Origin of the sequence: Azospirillum brasilense (assembly GCF_005222205.1) — a bacterium.
Taxonomy (GTDB): Bacteria; Pseudomonadota; Alphaproteobacteria; order Azospirillales; family Azospirillaceae; genus Azospirillum; species Azospirillum brasilense_G.
In genome coordinates, this window is sequence record NZ_CP032345.1 from 532278 (window position 1) to 548037 (window position 15760).

Annotated in this window: 16 protein-coding genes, 1 tRNA gene, 1 other RNA gene and 1 pseudogene; 3 read left to right on the forward strand and 16 right to left on the reverse strand. The window is 69.3% G+C overall.

Features of this window, described 5'->3' with window-relative positions; all coding sequences use genetic code 11:
* The first annotated feature begins 39 nt into the window (after window positions 1–39).
* Together D3869_RS02695 and D3869_RS02700 are read left to right on the forward strand one after the other, a co-directional pair.
* Window positions 40–2025, forward strand: a complete 1986-nt coding sequence (locus D3869_RS02695) for a polysaccharide biosynthesis protein (RefSeq protein WP_137138855.1) — start codon at window positions 40–42, stop codon at window positions 2023–2025.
* A gap of 176 nt (window positions 2026–2201) precedes the next feature.
* A tRNA-Thr gene (locus tag D3869_RS02700) sits at window positions 2202–2276 on the forward strand.
* A gap of 272 nt (window positions 2277–2548) precedes the next feature.
* Here D3869_RS02700 and pal read toward each other — a convergent pair.
* From pal to D3869_RS02775, 16 genes and pseudogenes are all read right to left on the reverse strand, one after another.
* A complete protein-coding gene (pal, locus tag D3869_RS02705) occupies window positions 2549–3025 on the reverse strand; it encodes a peptidoglycan-associated lipoprotein Pal (protein WP_137138856.1) in 477 nt (158 codons plus the stop codon).
* Between the two features lie 148 nt (window positions 3026–3173).
* Window positions 3174–4526 carry a Tol-Pal system beta propeller repeat protein TolB gene (tolB, locus tag D3869_RS02710; protein WP_094307343.1) on the reverse strand — a complete coding sequence of 451 codons (1353 nt, stop codon included), beginning with the start codon at window positions 4524–4526 and terminating at the stop codon, window positions 3174–3176.
* Window positions 4527–4528: 2 nt separating this feature from the next.
* Window positions 4529–5671 carry a TonB C-terminal domain-containing protein gene (locus D3869_RS02715; RefSeq protein WP_137138857.1) on the reverse strand — a complete coding sequence of 381 codons (1143 nt, stop codon included), beginning with the start codon at window positions 5669–5671 and terminating at the stop codon, window positions 4529–4531.
* Between the two features lie 28 nt (window positions 5672–5699).
* Entirely contained in the window at window positions 5700–6182 is a 483-nt protein-coding gene (tolR, locus tag D3869_RS02720) for a protein TolR (RefSeq protein ID WP_014240514.1), read from the reverse strand.
* Between the two features lies 1 nt (window position 6183).
* Complete coding sequence (tolQ, locus tag D3869_RS02725) at window positions 6184–6906, reverse strand: protein TolQ (protein WP_014240513.1); 723 nt, start codon at window positions 6904–6906, stop codon at window positions 6184–6186.
* Between the two features lie 5 nt (window positions 6907–6911).
* Window positions 6912–7391: a tol-pal system-associated acyl-CoA thioesterase gene (gene ybgC / locus D3869_RS02730; protein WP_247895696.1), complete on the reverse strand. Its 480-nt coding sequence runs from the start codon at window positions 7389–7391 to the stop codon at window positions 6912–6914.
* Window positions 7384–8475, reverse strand: a complete 1092-nt coding sequence (gene ruvB, locus D3869_RS02735; protein ID WP_137138858.1) for a Holliday junction branch migration DNA helicase RuvB — start codon at window positions 8473–8475, stop codon at window positions 7384–7386. The genes ybgC and ruvB overlap by 8 nt, the downstream gene beginning before the upstream one ends.
* Window positions 8472–9101, reverse strand: coding sequence for a Holliday junction branch migration protein RuvA (gene ruvA, locus D3869_RS02740; RefSeq protein ID WP_137138859.1), 630 nt, complete (start codon window positions 9099–9101; stop codon window positions 8472–8474). Before ruvA ends, ruvB begins: the two co-directional genes overlap by 4 nt.
* Window positions 9098–9556: an endonuclease domain-containing protein gene (locus tag D3869_RS33535; protein WP_247895697.1), complete on the reverse strand. Its 459-nt coding sequence runs from the start codon at window positions 9554–9556 to the stop codon at window positions 9098–9100. The genes ruvA and D3869_RS33535 overlap by 4 nt, the downstream gene beginning before the upstream one ends.
* A gap of 32 nt (window positions 9557–9588) precedes the next feature.
* Window positions 9589–10152 (reverse strand): annotated as a pseudogene (ruvC, locus tag D3869_RS33540) (crossover junction endodeoxyribonuclease RuvC); the annotation flags it as partial.
* A 29-nt stretch (window positions 10153–10181) separates the two neighbouring features.
* Window positions 10182–10934, reverse strand: coding sequence for a YebC/PmpR family DNA-binding transcriptional regulator (locus tag D3869_RS02750; RefSeq protein ID WP_137138860.1), 753 nt, complete (start codon window positions 10932–10934; stop codon window positions 10182–10184).
* Between the two features lie 200 nt (window positions 10935–11134).
* On the reverse strand, window positions 11135–11956 hold the full coding sequence (locus tag D3869_RS02755) for a TIGR00282 family metallophosphoesterase (protein ID WP_094307525.1): 822 nt from the start codon (window positions 11954–11956) through the stop codon (window positions 11135–11137).
* A gap of 12 nt (window positions 11957–11968) precedes the next feature.
* Complete coding sequence (locus D3869_RS02760) at window positions 11969–12562, reverse strand: 5-formyltetrahydrofolate cyclo-ligase (RefSeq protein WP_137138861.1); 594 nt, start codon at window positions 12560–12562, stop codon at window positions 11969–11971.
* Between the two features lie 39 nt (window positions 12563–12601).
* A non-coding RNA gene (gene ssrS / locus D3869_RS02765) (6S RNA) lies at window positions 12602–12761 on the reverse strand.
* 13 nt (window positions 12762–12774) lie between these two features.
* On the reverse strand, window positions 12775–13089 hold the full coding sequence (locus D3869_RS02770) for a cell division protein ZapA (RefSeq protein ID WP_014240504.1): 315 nt from the start codon (window positions 13087–13089) through the stop codon (window positions 12775–12777).
* 3 nt (window positions 13090–13092) lie between these two features.
* On the reverse strand, window positions 13093–13317 hold the full coding sequence (locus D3869_RS02775; RefSeq protein WP_038527192.1) for a hypothetical protein: 225 nt from the start codon (window positions 13315–13317) through the stop codon (window positions 13093–13095).
* Window positions 13318–13650: 333 nt separating this feature from the next.
* Here D3869_RS02775 and tkt point away from each other — a divergent pair, with 333 nt between their 5' ends.
* Complete coding sequence (gene tkt / locus D3869_RS02780) at window positions 13651–15663, forward strand: transketolase (RefSeq protein ID WP_137138862.1); 2013 nt, start codon at window positions 13651–13653, stop codon at window positions 15661–15663.
* The last annotated feature ends 97 nt before the right edge of the window (window positions 15664–15760 follow it).

Below are 15760 nucleotides of genomic sequence, written 5' to 3' on the forward strand. Positions count from 1 at the left end.
GGAACGGCCCCGGCGAAGCGATAGTCTAAGGTAAAGCGCATGCGTATCCCGTCTCCGCGGGCGTCCCTCGTCTACCTGCACGATCTGACGATGACGGCCGTCGCCCTGGTCGTGGCCCTGTATCTGCGCGTGGGCGAGCAGGCATTCCAGGAATACAGAGACCCGCTGCTGACGGGGCTGCCCATCCTGGTGCTGATCGCGGCGGTGGTGTTCCGCTTCTCGGGCCTGTACCGCGGCATCTGGCGCTACGCCTCCGTCCCCGATCTGGCGCAGCTCCTGCGCGCGGTCACGACGGTCGTGCTCTGCTTCCTGGCGGTCATGTTCCTGCTGACCCGGCTGGAGGCCTTGCCGCGTTCCCTGCCGGTGATCCTGTGGTTCGTGCAGCTCGTCCTGCTGGGCGGTCCGCGCTTCGCCTACCGCCTTTTGAAAGACCGCCGTCTCGGCCTCCACGATCGGGACGCGGGAGGCGTGCCGCGCATTCCGGTGCTCCTGCTGGGGGTCAGCGACGCGGCGGAGCTGTTCATCCGGTCGCTGGACCAGAACGCCGGCGCCGCCTACCGCGTGGTCGGCCTGCTGGATGACAAGAACCGGCGCATCGGCCACGCCATCCGCGGCGTGCCCGTGCTGGGCGGCCCCGACGACCTGCCCCGCGTGGTCGAGGATCTGGCGCAACGCGGCGACCGCCCGCAGCGCCTGATCGTCGCCAAGGGTCAGGCCGACGTGCCCGGCACCGTGCTGCGCGACCTGCTGGAGCAGGCGGAATCGCTGGGCCTGTCCATGGCCCGCCTGCCCAGCCTGACCGAGTTCAAGTCGGCTCTGGGCGAAGGCAAGATCGAGGTGCGCCCGATCGCGCTGGAGGATCTCCTGGGCCGCCCCCAGGCGGTTCTCGACCGTGGCGCCATCGCCAGCCTCGTCACCGGACGGCGCGTCGTCGTCACCGGTGCGGGCGGCACCATCGGCAGCGAGCTGGTCCGCCAGATCGCCGCCCTCGAGCCGGAGACGCTGACCCTCGTCGACGCCGGGGAGTTCAACCTCTACAGCATCGAGATGGAGGTGCGGGAGCGCTTCCCCGCCCTGGCGCTCCAGGCGGTGATCGCCGACGTGCGCGACCGCGACCGCATCTTCCGCCTGTTCCAGACGCAGCGCCCGCACATGGTCTTCCACGCCGCGGCGCTGAAGCATGTGCCGCTGGTCGAGGCCAACCCGGCGGAAGGCGCGCTGACCAACGTCATCGGCACCCGCAACGTCGCCGACGCGGCGCGGGCCAACGGCTGTCAGGCGATGGTCCTGGTGTCCACCGACAAGGCGATCCGCCCGACCAGCGTGATGGGCGCCACCAAGCGCTTCGCCGAGTGCTACTGCCAGGCGCTCGACATGCTGCCGCCGCGCGACGGCGGCGAGACGGCGACCCGCTACATGACGGTGCGCTTCGGCAACGTGCTGGGCTCCAGCGGGTCGGTGGTGCCGCTGTTCACCCGCCAACTCGCCAAGGGCGGCCCGCTGACCGTCACCCACCCCGACATGCGCCGCTACTTCATGACGGTGCGCGAGGCGGTGGAGCTGGTGCTCCAGGCCTCGGCCCACGGCGTGGCCCGCCTGGAGGATCGCGGCAAGGTGCTGGTGCTCGACATGGGCGAGCCGGTGAAGATCGTCGACCTCGCCCGGCAGATGATCCGGCTGGCCGGCTACCGGCCCGGCCACGACATCAAGATCGAGTTCACCGGGCTGCGCCCCGGCGAGAAGCTGTTCGAGGAAATCCTGACCTCGACCGAGGCGCCGACGCGCACGGAGGCCGACGGCGTGTTCCTCGCCTCGCCCCGCGTGATCGACTACGCCCTCATCAACCGCGCGCTGGGCGAGCTGGAAACGGCCGCGCGGGCCGGCGACGCCGAGCGGGTGATGACGATCCTCACGAACATCGTCCCCGACTTCCGCGCGGAGGCCGTCCTGCCGCCGCCGAGCGCCTTCGGCACCCCCGCGGCGGGCGGCGGGGCCGGGGCCCTGAACCAGGGCGGCACCGACTGATGGACGGGGCGGCGGAAGTGATCATGGGCGGGGATTTTCCCGCCCATTTTTCTTTGCCGCGAAGGCACTTCACCGCTTGCATCGCGGCAAAGCCTGTGGCATAAACCGCGCCACTTCGACGGTTGGCCGCAAGTTCTTCCCCGCAAGTTCTTCCAGGCCAGCATCACCGTCCCGGCGCTGCCGTAGCTCAGTGGTAGAGCACTCCCTTGGTAAGGGAGAGGTCGAGAGTTCAATCCTCTCTGGCAGCACCATCCTCCCCCCTTCTAATTTCTTTGAGAATGCTGAAGCGCAGCCGCAGGCCGGCTTGCGTGGCTTTTTGCGTTCTGCATTCAGCGTCAGCGATGGATCCGGGCCTTGCCCCGTCCGCGACCCTCCCCCGCTTCGCATAAGGCACCCTCTCCCGCGCGGGGGAAAGCCGAGGTGGGGGCAAAACATCCCTCCCCTCCCAACATCCCCAAAGGAAAACGCCGCCCCGGATCGCTCCGGAGCGGCGTTTTCCTTGGAACCCGGACGGGCGCCGTCGTTAGTCGACGACGGTCACGCCACGGCGGTTCTGCGCCCAGGAGGCCTCGTTCGAGCCGAGGACCGCCGGCTTCTCCTTGCCGTAGGAGATGACCTTGACGCGCGAGGCGTTGATGCCGCCGGCGACGAGGTAGTTCTTCACCGAGTTGGCGCGACGCTCACCCAGGGCGAGGTTGTACTCGCGGGTGCCGCGCTCGTCAGCGTGGCCTTCGACGGTCACGGTGACGTTCGGGTACTGCTTCAGCCAGGAAGCCTGACGGTCCAGGGTGGCGCGAGCCTCCGGAGCCAGGTCGTAGCGGTCGAGACCGAAGAACACGCGGTCGCCGACGTTGACGACCAGGTCTTCCTGCGAGCCCGGACGGATGCTGGACTGGGTGGCGGCGCCATTGCCCGAAGCGTTGCCGGCATCCTTCGGAGCGGTTTCGCAAGCGGCAACGAGAGCGACGGCGGCGATCAGGCTCAGATACTTGATACGCATGCTAAATGACCCCCTAAGCGACACGATGTGTTTTGACCGGATTGTGGAGGAAGAACGCCGCCGACTTCCGCCAGACCCCGACGGAAGTACCGACCTCCGGCCTTCGTCTTGAGCGTCGTTCTTGCGCGCGCAAAATAGGGCTACTCCACTAGGGAATCAAGGGCGACCATGCGGGATCGGAGCCGTCGAGCGGAGTGATCACACGGCGTTCGTTTGCACCCGTCACGTCGATGGTGTAGAGCTTCGCGCTTCGCCCGCGGCCGTCGCCGGCCGGAACATCGCGGAAGAAGCTCAGCACGCGGCCGTTCGGCGCCCAGGTCGGGCCTTCCACGTGGAACGACTCGGTCAGGATGCGCTCGCCGGTGCCGTCCGGACGGATCACGCCGAGCGCGAAGTTGCTGCCCCGCTGGCGGGTGAAGGCGATTAGGTCGCCGCGCGGCGACCACACCGGCGTGCCGTAGCGGCCCTCGCCGAAGGTCAGGCGCTTCGGTCCCGAGCCGTCCGCGTTCATGATGTAGAGCTGCTGGCTGCCGCCGCGGTCCGACTCGAAGACGATGCGCTGGCCGTCCGGCGAGTAGCTGGGACCGGTGTCGATGCCCGGCGAATCGGTGAGCTGGGTCTGGCGGCGGGTGCGCAGGTCCAGGGCGTAGATGTCGGTGTTGCCGTTCTGCGCCATGCTCATGATGACCTTGTTGCCGTCCGGCGAGAAGCGCGGGGCGAAGGTCATGCCGACGAAGTCGCCGAGGACTTCCTGGCGGCCGCTGTCGATGTTGAACAGGTACACGCGCGGCTTCTTGTTGAAGTACGACATGTACGTGATTTCCTGGGTCGCCGGCGAGAAGCGCGGCGTCAGGACGAGGTTCTTGCCGTCGGTCAGGAACTGATGGTTCTCACCGTCCTGGTCCATGATGGCGAGCTGCTTCTTGCGCGCGTTGGCCGGGCCGGATTCGGCCACATAGACGATGCGCGTGTCGAAGTAGCCCTCTTCGCCGGTCAGCCGCTTGTAGATGGCGTCGGCGACGATGTGGGCGATGCGGCGCCAGCTGTCGGCGGTCGCGGTGTAGCTCAGACCCTGCATGTACTGGCCGGCGGCGACGTCCCACAGGCGGAAGTCGACCTTCATGCGGCCGTCGCCCATGGCGGTGGTGTTGCCGGCGACCAGCGCCTGGGCGCCGACGGCGCGCCAGTCCTGGTAGCGCGGTTCGCCGGAGCGGAGCTGGTCGGGGGTCTGCAGGAAGCCCTTGGGGTCGAGCGGACGGAACAGGCCCGACCGCTCCAGGTCGGCGGCGACCACCTTGGAGATGTCCGAGCCGACCTGCGCCTCGCGCCCGCCGGCACCGGCGAAGCTGGTGATGGCGATCGGCAGCGGCTCGACCACGCCCTTGGTGATGTCGATTCGCACCTCGGCGCGGGCCGGGGCGGGCGCCGCGACGCCGAGGGCGAGCAGCAGGGCGCCGGCGCAACCGGCGGCCTTCAGCAGGAGCCTCGTCTTCTTCGTCATCGTCAGAACATGTCCCTCGGGTCGAAATTGAACACGAAGTAACGCCACTCTTCATACCGGGCGGGCGTGAAGTCGCCGGAGAACTCGCTGATGGGCAGGGGGCTGGCCCGCTTCACCGCGCGCAGCGCGGCGTCGGCCGATGCCCGGAAGGCCGCGTCCGACATGTAGCGGGAGCGGTACCTCTCGTTGATCGTCGCGTTGAGGACCGAACCGTCGCGGCCCAGCTCAACGATGATCTCCACCTGCATGTTCCCGGCGTCCTTGCGGCCCGGGTCGAAGTTCCAGTTCTTGCTCACCGCACCGCGGATGCCGTCGATGGCGCGCCCGGACGGCTTGAACGGCTTGTCCGGACCGTTCACCGCCTTCGCCGCCCCCGACGGCGCCGACGAGGCGGCGGCCTGCTGGGTCGGCTTGGCGTCGGCCTTGCTCTCCGAGGCCGCCGGCTTGGCCGGGGCGTTCTTCTGAACGTTCTTCAGAAGGTCGGCCAGCGCGTCGGTCTTCTCCGGCGGCTTCTCCGGCTTCTTCGGCTCGGCCTTCGGCGTCTCCGGCTTGGCCGGCTCGGGCTTCTTCGGCTCGGGCTTGGGCGGTTCCGGTTTGGCCGGTTCCGGCTTCGGCGGCTCGGGCTTCTTCGGCTCCGGCTTCGGGGGCTCGGGCTTGGGAGGCTCAGGCTTCGGCGGTTCCGGTTTGGGCGGCTCCGGCTTCGGAGGCTGCGGCTTCGGCTCCGGCTTGGGCTCGGGCGGCTTGACCACCGGCGCCGGCTCCGGATCGGGCGGCGGCGGGGGCGGTGCCGGCTTGGGCGGCGGCGGTGGTTCGCGCGCCGGGGGCGGCGGCACCTGGGCGACCTTGGGCGGCTCCGGAACCTTCGGCTCGGGCCGGGGCGGCGGCGGGGGCGGCTCGCTGGCCGGTTCCGGCGGCGCGGGGGCCGGCGGGCTCGGCTTGGCCTCGGGCACCGGCGGCTTGGGCGCCGATGGCTTGGGCTCGCCCTTGTCGACGCGCGCGGCCTGGGTCACCTCGCCCATGTCCACGATCTCGATCGGGATGGACTCGGGGATGTCCAGCTTGCGATCGCTGGGCGGCATGCCGAGCACGAACAGCGCGACCAGCGCGACGTGCAGCGTTGCCGAGGCGATCAGGGGTTTGCGCATGGGTCAGCCTTCAACTCGCCGTGGCGTCTCAGCGCTGCGCCGAGCCGCCGACGCGCGGCCCGGTGGCGCCCGGCCCGCTGGGCATCTCGGCGACCAGCCCGACCTTCTTGAAGCCGGCGGCGCTCATGGTGCCCATCACCTCCAGCATCTTGCCGTAGGCGATCTTCGCGTCGCCGCGCACCAGGATGCGGGCGTCTGGGTTGTTGTTGGTGACGGCGATCAGCAGCGGCACCATGTTGGCCGTCTCCACCGCCGTCTCCTGCACATAGACCCGGCCGTCGGACTGGACGGTCACGAACAGCGGGTCCTTCTGCGCCTCCAGCGGGGCGGCGTTGGTCTTCGGCAGATCGACCGGCACGCCGACGGTCAGCAGCGGCGCCGCGACCATGAAGACGATCAGCAGCACCAGCATGACGTCGATGAAGGGCGTCATGTTGATGTCGGCCATCGCGCGGTATCCGCGGCGGCGGCCCCGACCGTGGCCGCCCTTTCCTGCGAGCTGGGCTCCCATGTCAGGCGGCTCCCCGCTCCTCGAGGTGGCGCGACAGGATCGCCGAGAACTCGCCCGAGAAGGTCTCCAGCCGGTCGGCGTAGCGGCCGAGGTCGGTGGTGAACTTGTTGTACGAGATCACGGCGGGAATGGCGGCCACGAGACCCAGCGCCGTGGCGAACAGCGCCTCGGCGATGCCGGGGGCGACGACGGCGAGGCTGGTGTTGCCCGAGGCGGCGATGGAGGTGAAGGAGTTCATGATGCCCCACACCGTGCCGAACAGGCCGATGAAGGGAGCCGTCGAACCGACCGACGCCAGGAAGGTCATGTAGCGTTCGGCGCGCAGCATCTCGCGCCCGATGGTCACCGACATGACGCGCTCGACCCGCTGCTGCAGCGAGCCCTTCATGGAACCGATGCCGCGGTCGGCGGCGTGGCGCCACTCGCGCATGCCGGCGGCGAAGGTCGCCGACATCGGATCGCTCGGGTTCTGCCCGATGCGGTCGTACAGCGCGTCCAGCGAGCCGCCGGACCAGAAGCTCTCCTCGAAGGCGTCCGCCTGCGCGTTCAGGCGGCGGATGCGCATCAGCTTCTCGATGATGATGGCCCAGCACCACACCGAGGCAACCAGCAGCATCAGCATCACGACCTTGACGATCAGGTCGGCCTGCCAGAACAGGCCCCACATCGTGATGTCGTGAGCCTTCGCCGCGGCCCCGACCACCTGGGCGGAATTCAGATCCATCGCAGTCAGTCTCGCTTCTGCCTTTTGTACAAATCGATGAGCGCCTCGCGGACCGGCGCCGGAAGGCGCGCGGGACGTCCGGCCCGGTTACCGGCCAAATTGATCATCGCCAGCTGAATCACCGCCCGCGCGAGGTCACGGCCGTCGCGACGGACAAGTTGTGCAACTGCGAAGGAGGCACCGCCGGTATCGGTGATTCGCGTCACCACTTCAAGCGTATCCTCGAGCTTTGCGGGAGCGACAAAATCGATCTCCGCCCGTCGTACCGCAAATGACACACCGTCGCTTTCGGCAAGCCCGGCGTTGGTGAATCCGGTCAGCCGCAGCATCTCGGTGCGCGCCCGCTCGAAGAAGCGCAGGTAGTTGGCGTGATAGACCAGACCCCCGGCGTCCGTGTCCTCGTAGTAGACCCGCAAGCGCAGCCTGTGCTGCGCGTTCTCGTCAAACCAGCCCGAAAGATTCGCCATCCCGGTACGGTCAGACATCGCCGTCCTCCGGGTCCGGGTTGGCCTCCGACAGCCGGTCCAGCAGGTCGAACTGACGGGTCGGCGCCGACGGCGGGTTGAGGCCCAGATAGCGGAAGCCCTGGTCGGTCAGCATGCGCCCGCGCGGGGTGCGCTGCAGGAAGCCCTGCTGGATCAGGTAGGGTTCCACCACCTCCTCCAGCACGTCGCGCTGCTCGCCGAGTGCCGCGCCCAGCGTGTCCACGCCCACCGGGCCGCCGCCGTAATTGTTGGCGATGATGCCCAGATAGCGCCGGTCCATGCTGTCGAGGCCGAGCCGGTCGACCTCCAGCCGGGTCAGGGCGGCGTCGGCGATCCGGGCGTCCACCTCCGGCACGCCGGCCACCGCGGCGAAATCGCGCACCCGGCGCAGCAGGCGCCCCGACACGCGCGGCGTTCCGCGCGAGCGGTTGGCGATCTCCCGCGCCCCTTCCGGGGTGATGAGCATGTTGAGCACGCCCGCGGCGCGGCGGACGATCAGCTCCAACTCGTCCGGCTCGTAGAACTGCAGCCGCACGGGAATGCCGAACCGTTCGCGCAGCGGGCGCGTGATCAGGCCGGACCGGGTGGTGGCGCCGACCAGCGTGAAGGGCGGCAGGTCGATCCGGATGGACCGCGCCGACGGGCCTTCGCCGATGATGAGGTCGAGCTGGAAATCCTCCATGGCGGGATAGAGCACCTCTTCCACGGCGGGATTAAGGCGATGGATCTCGTCGATGAAGAGGACGTCGTGCGGCTGCAGGTTGGTCAGCAGCGCGGCGAGGTCGCCGGCCCGCGCAATGACCGGGCCGGAGGTCGCGCGGAAGCCCACCCCCAGCTCGCGCGAAACGATCTGGGCCAGCGTCGTCTTGCCCAGGCCGGGCGGGCCGAACAGCAGCACATGGTCCAGCGCCTCCCCGCGCGCGCGGGCGGCCTGGATGAAGATCGACAGGTTCTCGCGCGCCTGCCGCTGGCCGATGAACTCGGCGAGCGAGAGCGGGCGGATCGAGGCTTCGCCGGAGTCGCCGGCACCCCGCCCCGGCTGCACCAGCCGGTCGGGATCGGAGCCGTTCTGGTCGGCGGTCATTGGCTGAGTTCCTTAAGGCCATGGCGGATCAGCTCCGACACGCCGGCCCCGTCGCCCAGCTTGCGCCCGGCGGCCACGACGGCGCCGAACGCCTCCGACCGCCCGTAGCCGAGGTTGACGAGGGCCGAGACGGCGTCCGCCATGACCATGTTGTCGGGGCCGCCCGCCGCCGGCGCCGCCTTGCCGCCCGCCGCCGGAGCGGCGGAGGCCGAGGCGCCGAGGGTGAGGTTGCCCACCTTGTCCTTCAACTCGTTGACGATGCGCGCGGCCACCTTCGGCCCCACGCCGTCGGCGCGGGTGAGCGCCGTCTTGTCCTGCGCGGCGATGGCGCGGGTGAGCTGGTCGGGATCGAGCACGCCGAGAATCGACAGGGCGAGGCGCGAGCCGACGCCCTGAATGGTGGTCAGCAGCCGGAACCAATCGCGCTCGCCGGCATCGGCGAAGCCGTAGAGGGTGATCCGGTCGTCGCGAATGAAGGTCTCGACGACCAGCGCCCGCCGCTCCCCCACCGCCATGCGCGACAGCGTGCGGTTGGAGCAGGCGACCTGATAGCCGACCCCGTTGACGTCCACCACCACCCAGTCGGTCCCGACCGAATCCACGACACCGGTGAGTTTGGCGATCATGGAAGTGACTCCCTGCCGGACGGCTGGCGCCGCAGAATGGTTGTTTCGTCGAGGCGGGCCTTGATCGTTTCAAGGACCCCGTCCAGGTTCTCGTTCAATTCGTTGTTCCAGAAGCGCAGCACGCGGAAACCCGCCTGCTCCAGCATGCGGGTCCGGCGCTGGTCCTGTTCGACGCGATCCGCATGCTGTCCACCGTCCAGTTCGATGACCAGACGGTGGTCGTGGGCCACGAAGTCCACCGTAAAACCCAATATCGGTTCCTGACGGCGGAATTTCGCCCCCATCTGGGCGTTCCGCAGCCGCTGCCACAGCAACTTTTCGACGTCCGTGGAATCACGCCGCAACTGACGTGCCCGAACGGTCTGAACCTCGGACGACTTCTTTTGCGCCAGGACTCCCCACTCCCCCTCTCCCCCCAGGGGAGAGGGTTGGGGTGAGGGGGTAACGCCGCCCATTTTGCCGCGCGCCAGGAGTTGCGCCCCCTCACCCTTCCCTCTCCCCGGGGGGAGAGGGAAGACGCCGGTGTCCAGGACAGAAGGGACTGTCGGTGATGCGCGTGGCAGATCGCCACGGCGAGCGCGTCCGCGGCGTCCGGGGTGGTGATGGCGCAGCCGGGAAGCAGCAGGCGCACCATGGCCTGCACCTGAGTCTTGTCGGCCCGGCCCTGCCCCACCACGGCCTTCTTCACCATGTTGTTGGCGTACTCGGCCACCGACAGCCCGGCCAACGCCGGAACCAGCAGGGCCACCGCCCGCGCCTGCCCCAGCTTCAGCGTGGAGACCGCGTTGCTGTTGACGAAGGTCTCCTCCACCGCCGCCTCGTCGGGGCGGTAGCGCTCCAGCACTTCGGTCAGCGCCTCGTGAAGCTGGCAGAGCCGCTCGGCGAGCGGACGGCCGTCGTCGGAATGGACGGCGCCGTCCGCCACATGGGTCAGCCGGTTGCCGGACACGTCGATGACGCCCCAGCCGGTGTGGCGGAGGCCGGGGTCCAGCCCCAACAGGCGTACGGGCGGCTGTTGCGCCGCCCCGCTCCTTCCGGCCTGCCCAAGCACCCCGGTTCCCTCCGCTCCGCGGCCTGAGATCAGGCCGTCAGCTTCTGCATCAGCTCGTCGGAGATGTCGAAGTTGCCTTCGACGGTCTGGACGTCGTCGTTGTCCTCCAGCACGTCCAGCAGCTTCAGCAGGCTGGCGGCGGCGTCCTCGGACGGGGCCACGGTGTTCAGCGGCTTCCAGGTCAGGCGCGCGCTCTCCGCACCGCCGAACTTGGCCTCCAGCGCGTCGCGCACGACCGCGAAGTTCTCCACCGTCGTGGTGACTTCATGGCCGTTCTCGTCGGACGCCACGTCCTCGGCGCCGGCTTCCAGAGCCACCTCGAACACGGCATCCGCCGCCGCCGCCGCGGCCGGGTAGTAGATGGCGCCGACGCGGCTGAACATGAAGCTGACCGAGTTCGTCTCACCCAGCGAGCCGCCGTACTTGGTGAAGGCGGAGCGCACTTCCGAAGCGGTGCGGTTGCGGTTGTCGGTCAGCGCGTCGACGATCAGCGCGACGCCGCCGGGGCCGTAGCCCTCGTACCGCACCTCTTCGTAGTTCGCGTCATCGCCGCCACCCGGCGTGCCCTGCTTGATCGCGCGGTCGATGCGGTCGCGCGGCATGTTCTGCGTGCGGGCCGCGGTGATCGCGGCGCGCAGGCGCGGGTTGGCCGCCGGGTCCGGCAGGCCGCCCTTGGCCGCCACGGTGATCTCGCGGGCGAGCTTGTTGAAGATCTTCGACCGCTTGGCGTCCTGCGCGCCCTTGCGGTGCATGATGTTCTTGAATTGGCTATGACCGGCCATGCGTCGAACGAGCCCCAGATGGATTCAAAGATACAAGGTCTTGTGAAACAGCTTAATAAGCGGTGGGACACATGTACCAGCCTTTGTGCGCCACCGCACGCCTTCGGCGCCGGAGACGACACCTACCCATATAGAAAGTCAATATGGCAGTATTGGGGCGCCCCTTTTGCGCCGCGCGGGGGCCCGACCGGCGCCGCCGCTCAGCCCCGGACCGGCATGGACTGGCTCAGCCGCCCGCCGAGACGCACCGGCTGGATGCTGGTGGCGAGACCGGTGCGGTCGTCCGTCTCGACATAGCAGCCGCAGACGGTGGCCTCACCTTCCGCCGGGCTCAGCCGCTCGGTGGGCAGCTTGCGGATCAGCTTGGCCATGGCGACTTCCTTCTTCATGCCGATGGCGCTGTCGTAGTCGCCGCACATGCCGGCGTCGGTCAGATAGGCGGTGCCACCCTTCATCACCACATGGTCCGCCGTCGGGACATGGCTGTGCGTGCCGACCACCAGCGAGGCGCGGCCGTCGCAGAAATGGCCCATGATCATCTTCTCGCTGGTCGCCTCGCCATGGACGTCGACCAGGATGGCGTCGGCGCCGTTGGGACCCAGCCGGTGGGCGCGCAGCACCCGGTCCACCGCGGCGAAGGGGTCGTCCAGCGGGTCCATGAACAGGCGCAGCATCACGTTCATGACCAGCACCTTGCGTCCGCCCCGCGCCTGCAGCAGCACGAAGCCGCGCCCCGGCGTGCCTTCCGGGTAGTTCAGCGGGCGGATGATGCGCGGCTGCTGGTCGATCGCCGCCACCAGCTCCTTCTGGTCCCAGCTGTGGTTGCCCAGCGTCACCACGTCCACGCCGGCGGCAAAGAACTCCTCGGCGATCTTCACGGTGATGCCGAAGCCGCCGGCGGCGTTCTCGCCGTTGACCACGGTCAGGTCGGGGTCCAGCCGGTCGCGCAGCATCGGCATGTGCGCGATCACCGCGTCGCGTCCCGTCCGCCCCACCACGTCACCGAGAAACAAAAGCCGCATCGTCCCCAACCTTCAGTGCGTAAAGCGGAGCGTCTCGCGCTCCGTCAGAATCCAATCCAGCCGCTCGTCGTGCGCCCCATGGGGCACCGCGTCCATCTCCTGCACGGCGAAGGCCATGCCGACCGCCAGGACGGGACGGATCGCACGCAAAGCGTCCAGCGTCCGGTCGTAATAGCCGGCGCCGTAGCCCAGCCGGTGCCCGCTGCGGTCGAAGGCCAGCATCGGCACCAGCAGCACCGCCGGAACCACCTCGGGCCGGTCGGCGCCCGGCTCCTGGATGCCGTAGCGGCCGGCGGCCAGCGGCAGCACGGGGTCCCAGTCGCGGAAGGTCAACGCCTGCCCGCGCGGCCCGGACACCGGAAGCGCGATGGAGCGCCCGCCCGTCTTAAGATGGAGCAGCAGAGGCCGCGCGTCGAGTTCCGAACCGAGCGGCCAGTAACCGGCGATCGGGCCATCGGGGACGAGCCCCGGCCGGACCAGCTCCTCCAGGAAGCGCTCGCGCAGGGCATCCGCGGCAAAAGCGCGCATCTGGTCGTCGCTGAGGGAGTCGCGCCGGGCGCGCGCCTGGGCTCGGGCGGCGTCCTTGGCCGCGCGCGGGTCGGTCATCGTCGCTTGGGAACGTCGCGGAAAATCAGGGGAGAGGCGGAAGGTGCCGCCTTGGCCGTTGGCATTGCTTATCCTCCATGACCTGCAGAGCAGGTGGGCGCCGTGTAACCGGACCAGGGTCCGGACAGGGACAGCTCCCGAGAGTCTAAGATTATCGGCCCTGGGGATTATTGCGACCTGACGAACCAGGCAGCGACCTTCCAAGAGCTAACTTAGGCGCGCTCGAGCCGCGCGGCAACCTCTTCGATGCGCAAAGCGACATTGTCCACGGCGGCGGCCACCTCGGCCTCGTTGACCGTGGACAGCGGGGCAAGGCCGCGGCCGGCCATCACGTCCTGCATCTCGTCGGCCATGACGATGGCGGTGAGGACGAGCATCTGCGCCTCCGACCCGGACTTCCCGCCGCCGGTCACCTGCTTCAGCTTGGCGTCCACGAAACCGGCCAGCTCACGCAGGCGGGCCTCCTGGCCGTCCTGGCAGAAGACGCGATAGGCGCGCCCGTTCACCTCGATGTCCACCTGGGCCATGGCTCAATTCTCCAGAACCGCTTCGAGACGGCCGATGGCCGCCTCCAGACGCTTCGACACGGTTTCCGCGTTCTCCTGGGCGCGCGCCTGCTCGATGCGGGCCTCGCGCAGGGACTCGCTCAGCTCCTGCTCGCGCTTGGCCACCCGTTCCTCGCGGGCACACGCGGCATGCTCCAGACGATCCACGGCCTTGGAGAGGCGGTCGAGCGCGGCTTTCAGGGAATCCATGGGCGGGGAACCTTGACGGACGGATGGACGGCTAACGGGTCAGCAGTTCGCACATGCATAAAATGCCGAGCGCTACAGTTGGGCCGACCACGCCGCCCCGTCAACCGGAATTACGCCGCAGATTGCGCTGGAAACGGCGCCGCCAAAATGCGCGGAAAGCCGGGCCGCCATCCCCATTCCCGTGTTGACCTGCGGACACGGGTTCTGCATGGTGCGCGCGTCCTGCGGGAACCCCTGGTTTCCCGCCCAATCGGTGTTGCCCGACCCCGTTCGGCCCAACCCCGCTCGACTTGCCCGCCTGCCCACGGGAACATTCTTCAGGAACCCTGCCCGATGTCCGCTGCTTCCGCCGCCACCCCGCCCGCCCCCATCACCACCATGGCGAACGCCATCCGCGCGCTGTCCATGGACGCGGTGGAGGCCGCGAAGTCCGGTCACCCCGGCATGCCGATGGGCATGGCCGACGTGGCCACGGTGCTGTTCACGCGCTTCCTGAAGTTCAACCCGAAGCAGCCGGCCTGGGCCGACCGCGACCGTTTCATCCTGTCGGCCGGCCACGGTTCGATGCTGATCTACTCGCTGGGCTACCTGACCGGCTATGAGCGGATGACCATCGACGAGCTGAAGCGCTTCCGCCAGCTCGGCAGCCTGACGCCGGGCCATCCGGAGGTCGATCCGTCGCTCGGCATCGAGATGACCACCGGGCCGCTCGGCCAGGGCGTCTCCACCGCCGTCGGCTTCGCCCTGGCGGAGCGCATCACCAACGCCCGCTTCGGCGACGACCTGATCAACCACTACACCTACGTCATCGCCTCGGACGGCGACCTGATGGAGGGCGTCAGCCACGAGGCCTGCTCGCTGGCCGGCCATCTCGGGCTGAACCGCCTGATCGTGCTGTGGGACGACAACCACATCTCCATCGACGGCTCGACCGACCTCAGCTTCACCGACGACACGCCGGCCCGCTTCCGCTCCTACGGCTGGAACACGGCGACCGTCGACGGCCACGATCCGGAAGCCGTCGCCAAGGCCATCGAGGCCGCGCAGACCTCCGACAAGCCGACGCTGATCGCCTGCCGCACCATCATCGGCAAGGGCGCCCCGAACAAGGCCAACACCCACGGCTGCCACGGCTCGCCGCTGGGCGCCGACGAGGTGGCCGCCACCCGTGAGAATCTCGGCTGGCCGCACGAGCCCTTCGTCGTCCCGCAGGATGTGCTGGACGCCTGGCGCGCCGCCGGCACCCGCGCCGACGCCGCCTACGCCGACTGGGCGCAGCGCGTCGCGGCGATGGACCCCTCCGCCCGCAAGGCCTTCGAGGCGGCCATGGACCGCGGCGTTCCGGCCGGCCTGGACGAGCTGATCGCCGCCTTCAAGAAGAAGGTGTCGGAGGACAAGCCGAGCTGGGCGACCCGCGTCGCCTCGGGCAACGTGCTCGACGTTCTGGTCCCGGCGGTGCCGGAGATGATCGGCGGCTCCGCCGACCTGACCCCGTCGAACAACACCAAGGCGAAGAACACCGCCGACGTGAAGGGCCGCGGCGAGTTCAACGGCCGCTACGTCCGCTACGGCGTGCGCGAGCACGGCATGGCCACCGTCATGAACGGCATGGCGCTGCACGGCGGCGTCATCCCCTACGGCGGCACCTTCATGCAGTTCGCCGACTACTGCCGCCCGTCGATCCGTCTGGCCGCGCTGATGAAGCAGCGCTCGATCTTCGTGATGACCCACGACTCGATCGGCCTCGGCGAGGACGGCCCGACCCACCAGCCGGTGGAGCATCTGGCCGCTCTGCGCGCCATCCCGAACCTGCTGACCCTGCGCCCGGCCGACGCCGTGGAGACCGCGGAGTGCTGGCAGATCGCCCTGGAGCGCGTCAACGGCCCGTCCGTCCTGGCGCTGACCCGCCAGAACGTGCCGACCCTGCGCACCGAGCACGCGGCGGAGAACCGCTCCGCCCGCGGCGGCTACGTGATTCTCGAGGCCGAGGGCGAGCGCAAGGTGACGCTGCTCGCCACCGGCTCGGAGGTCTCGCTGGCCGCCGAGGCCCGCAAGGCGCTCCAGGCCGAGGGCATCGGCGCCGCCGTGGTGTCGATCCCGAGCTTCGAGCTGTTCGAGGCGCAGGACGACGCCTACAAGGCCTCCGTGCTCGGCAGCGGCGTCCGCGTCGCGGTCGAGGCGGCCATCCGCCAGGGCTGGGACCGCTGGCTCGGCTATCCGGGCGCCACGGCCACCGCCTTCGTCGGCATGAGCGGCTTCGGCGAGTCGGCTCCCTATCAGGAACTCTACAAGCACTTCGGCATTACCGCCGAGGCCGTGGTCGCCGCGGCCAAGGCGCGCCTGTAAAAGAGCGAGCGTTCGCGGGATCGGGCTCCGGGCCGACGGTCCGGGGCTGACAATCACCGCCCCGGACCACACATCCGGGGCCGGGAGTTACCGCCCC

What these genes read in the sequence shown, in the direction of transcription:
- D3869_RS02695 (WP_137138855.1), top strand. Translation starts at nt 40, where the DNA reads ATGCGTATCCCGTCTCCGCGGGCGTCCCTCGTCTACCTGCACGATCTG.
- pal (WP_137138856.1), bottom strand. Translation starts at nt 3,025, where the DNA reads ATGCGTATCAAGTATCTGAGCCTGATCGCCGCCGTCGCTCTCGTTGCC.
- tolB (WP_094307343.1), bottom strand. Translation starts at nt 4,526, where the DNA reads ATGACGAAGAAGACGAGGCTCCTGCTGAAGGCCGCCGGTTGCGCCGGC.
- D3869_RS02715 (WP_137138857.1), bottom strand. Translation starts at nt 5,671, where the DNA reads ATGCGCAAACCCCTGATCGCCTCGGCAACGCTGCACGTCGCGCTGGTC.
- tolR (WP_014240514.1), bottom strand. Translation starts at nt 6,182, where the DNA reads ATGGGAGCCCAGCTCGCAGGAAAGGGCGGCCACGGTCGGGGCCGCCGC.
- tolQ (WP_014240513.1), bottom strand. Translation starts at nt 6,906, where the DNA reads ATGGATCTGAATTCCGCCCAGGTGGTCGGGGCCGCGGCGAAGGCTCAC.
- ybgC (WP_247895696.1), bottom strand. Translation starts at nt 7,391, where the DNA reads ATGTCTGACCGTACCGGGATGGCGAATCTTTCGGGCTGGTTTGACGAG.
- ruvB (WP_137138858.1), bottom strand. Translation starts at nt 8,475, where the DNA reads ATGACCGCCGACCAGAACGGCTCCGATCCCGACCGGCTGGTGCAGCCG.
- ruvA (WP_137138859.1), bottom strand. Translation starts at nt 9,101, where the DNA reads ATGATCGCCAAACTCACCGGTGTCGTGGATTCGGTCGGGACCGACTGG.
- D3869_RS33535 (WP_247895697.1), bottom strand. Translation starts at nt 9,556, where the DNA reads ATGGGCGGCGTTACCCCCTCACCCCAACCCTCTCCCCTGGGGGGAGAG.
- D3869_RS02750 (WP_137138860.1), bottom strand. Translation starts at nt 10,934, where the DNA reads ATGGCCGGTCATAGCCAATTCAAGAACATCATGCACCGCAAGGGCGCG.
- D3869_RS02755 (WP_094307525.1), bottom strand. Translation starts at nt 11,956, where the DNA reads ATGCGGCTTTTGTTTCTCGGTGACGTGGTGGGGCGGACGGGACGCGAC.
- D3869_RS02760 (WP_137138861.1), bottom strand. Translation starts at nt 12,562, where the DNA reads ATGACCGACCCGCGCGCGGCCAAGGACGCCGCCCGAGCCCAGGCGCGC.
- D3869_RS02770 (WP_014240504.1), bottom strand. Translation starts at nt 13,089, where the DNA reads ATGGCCCAGGTGGACATCGAGGTGAACGGGCGCGCCTATCGCGTCTTC.
- D3869_RS02775 (WP_038527192.1), bottom strand. Translation starts at nt 13,317, where the DNA reads ATGGATTCCCTGAAAGCCGCGCTCGACCGCCTCTCCAAGGCCGTGGAT.
- tkt (WP_137138862.1), top strand. Translation starts at nt 13,651, where the DNA reads ATGTCCGCTGCTTCCGCCGCCACCCCGCCCGCCCCCATCACCACCATG.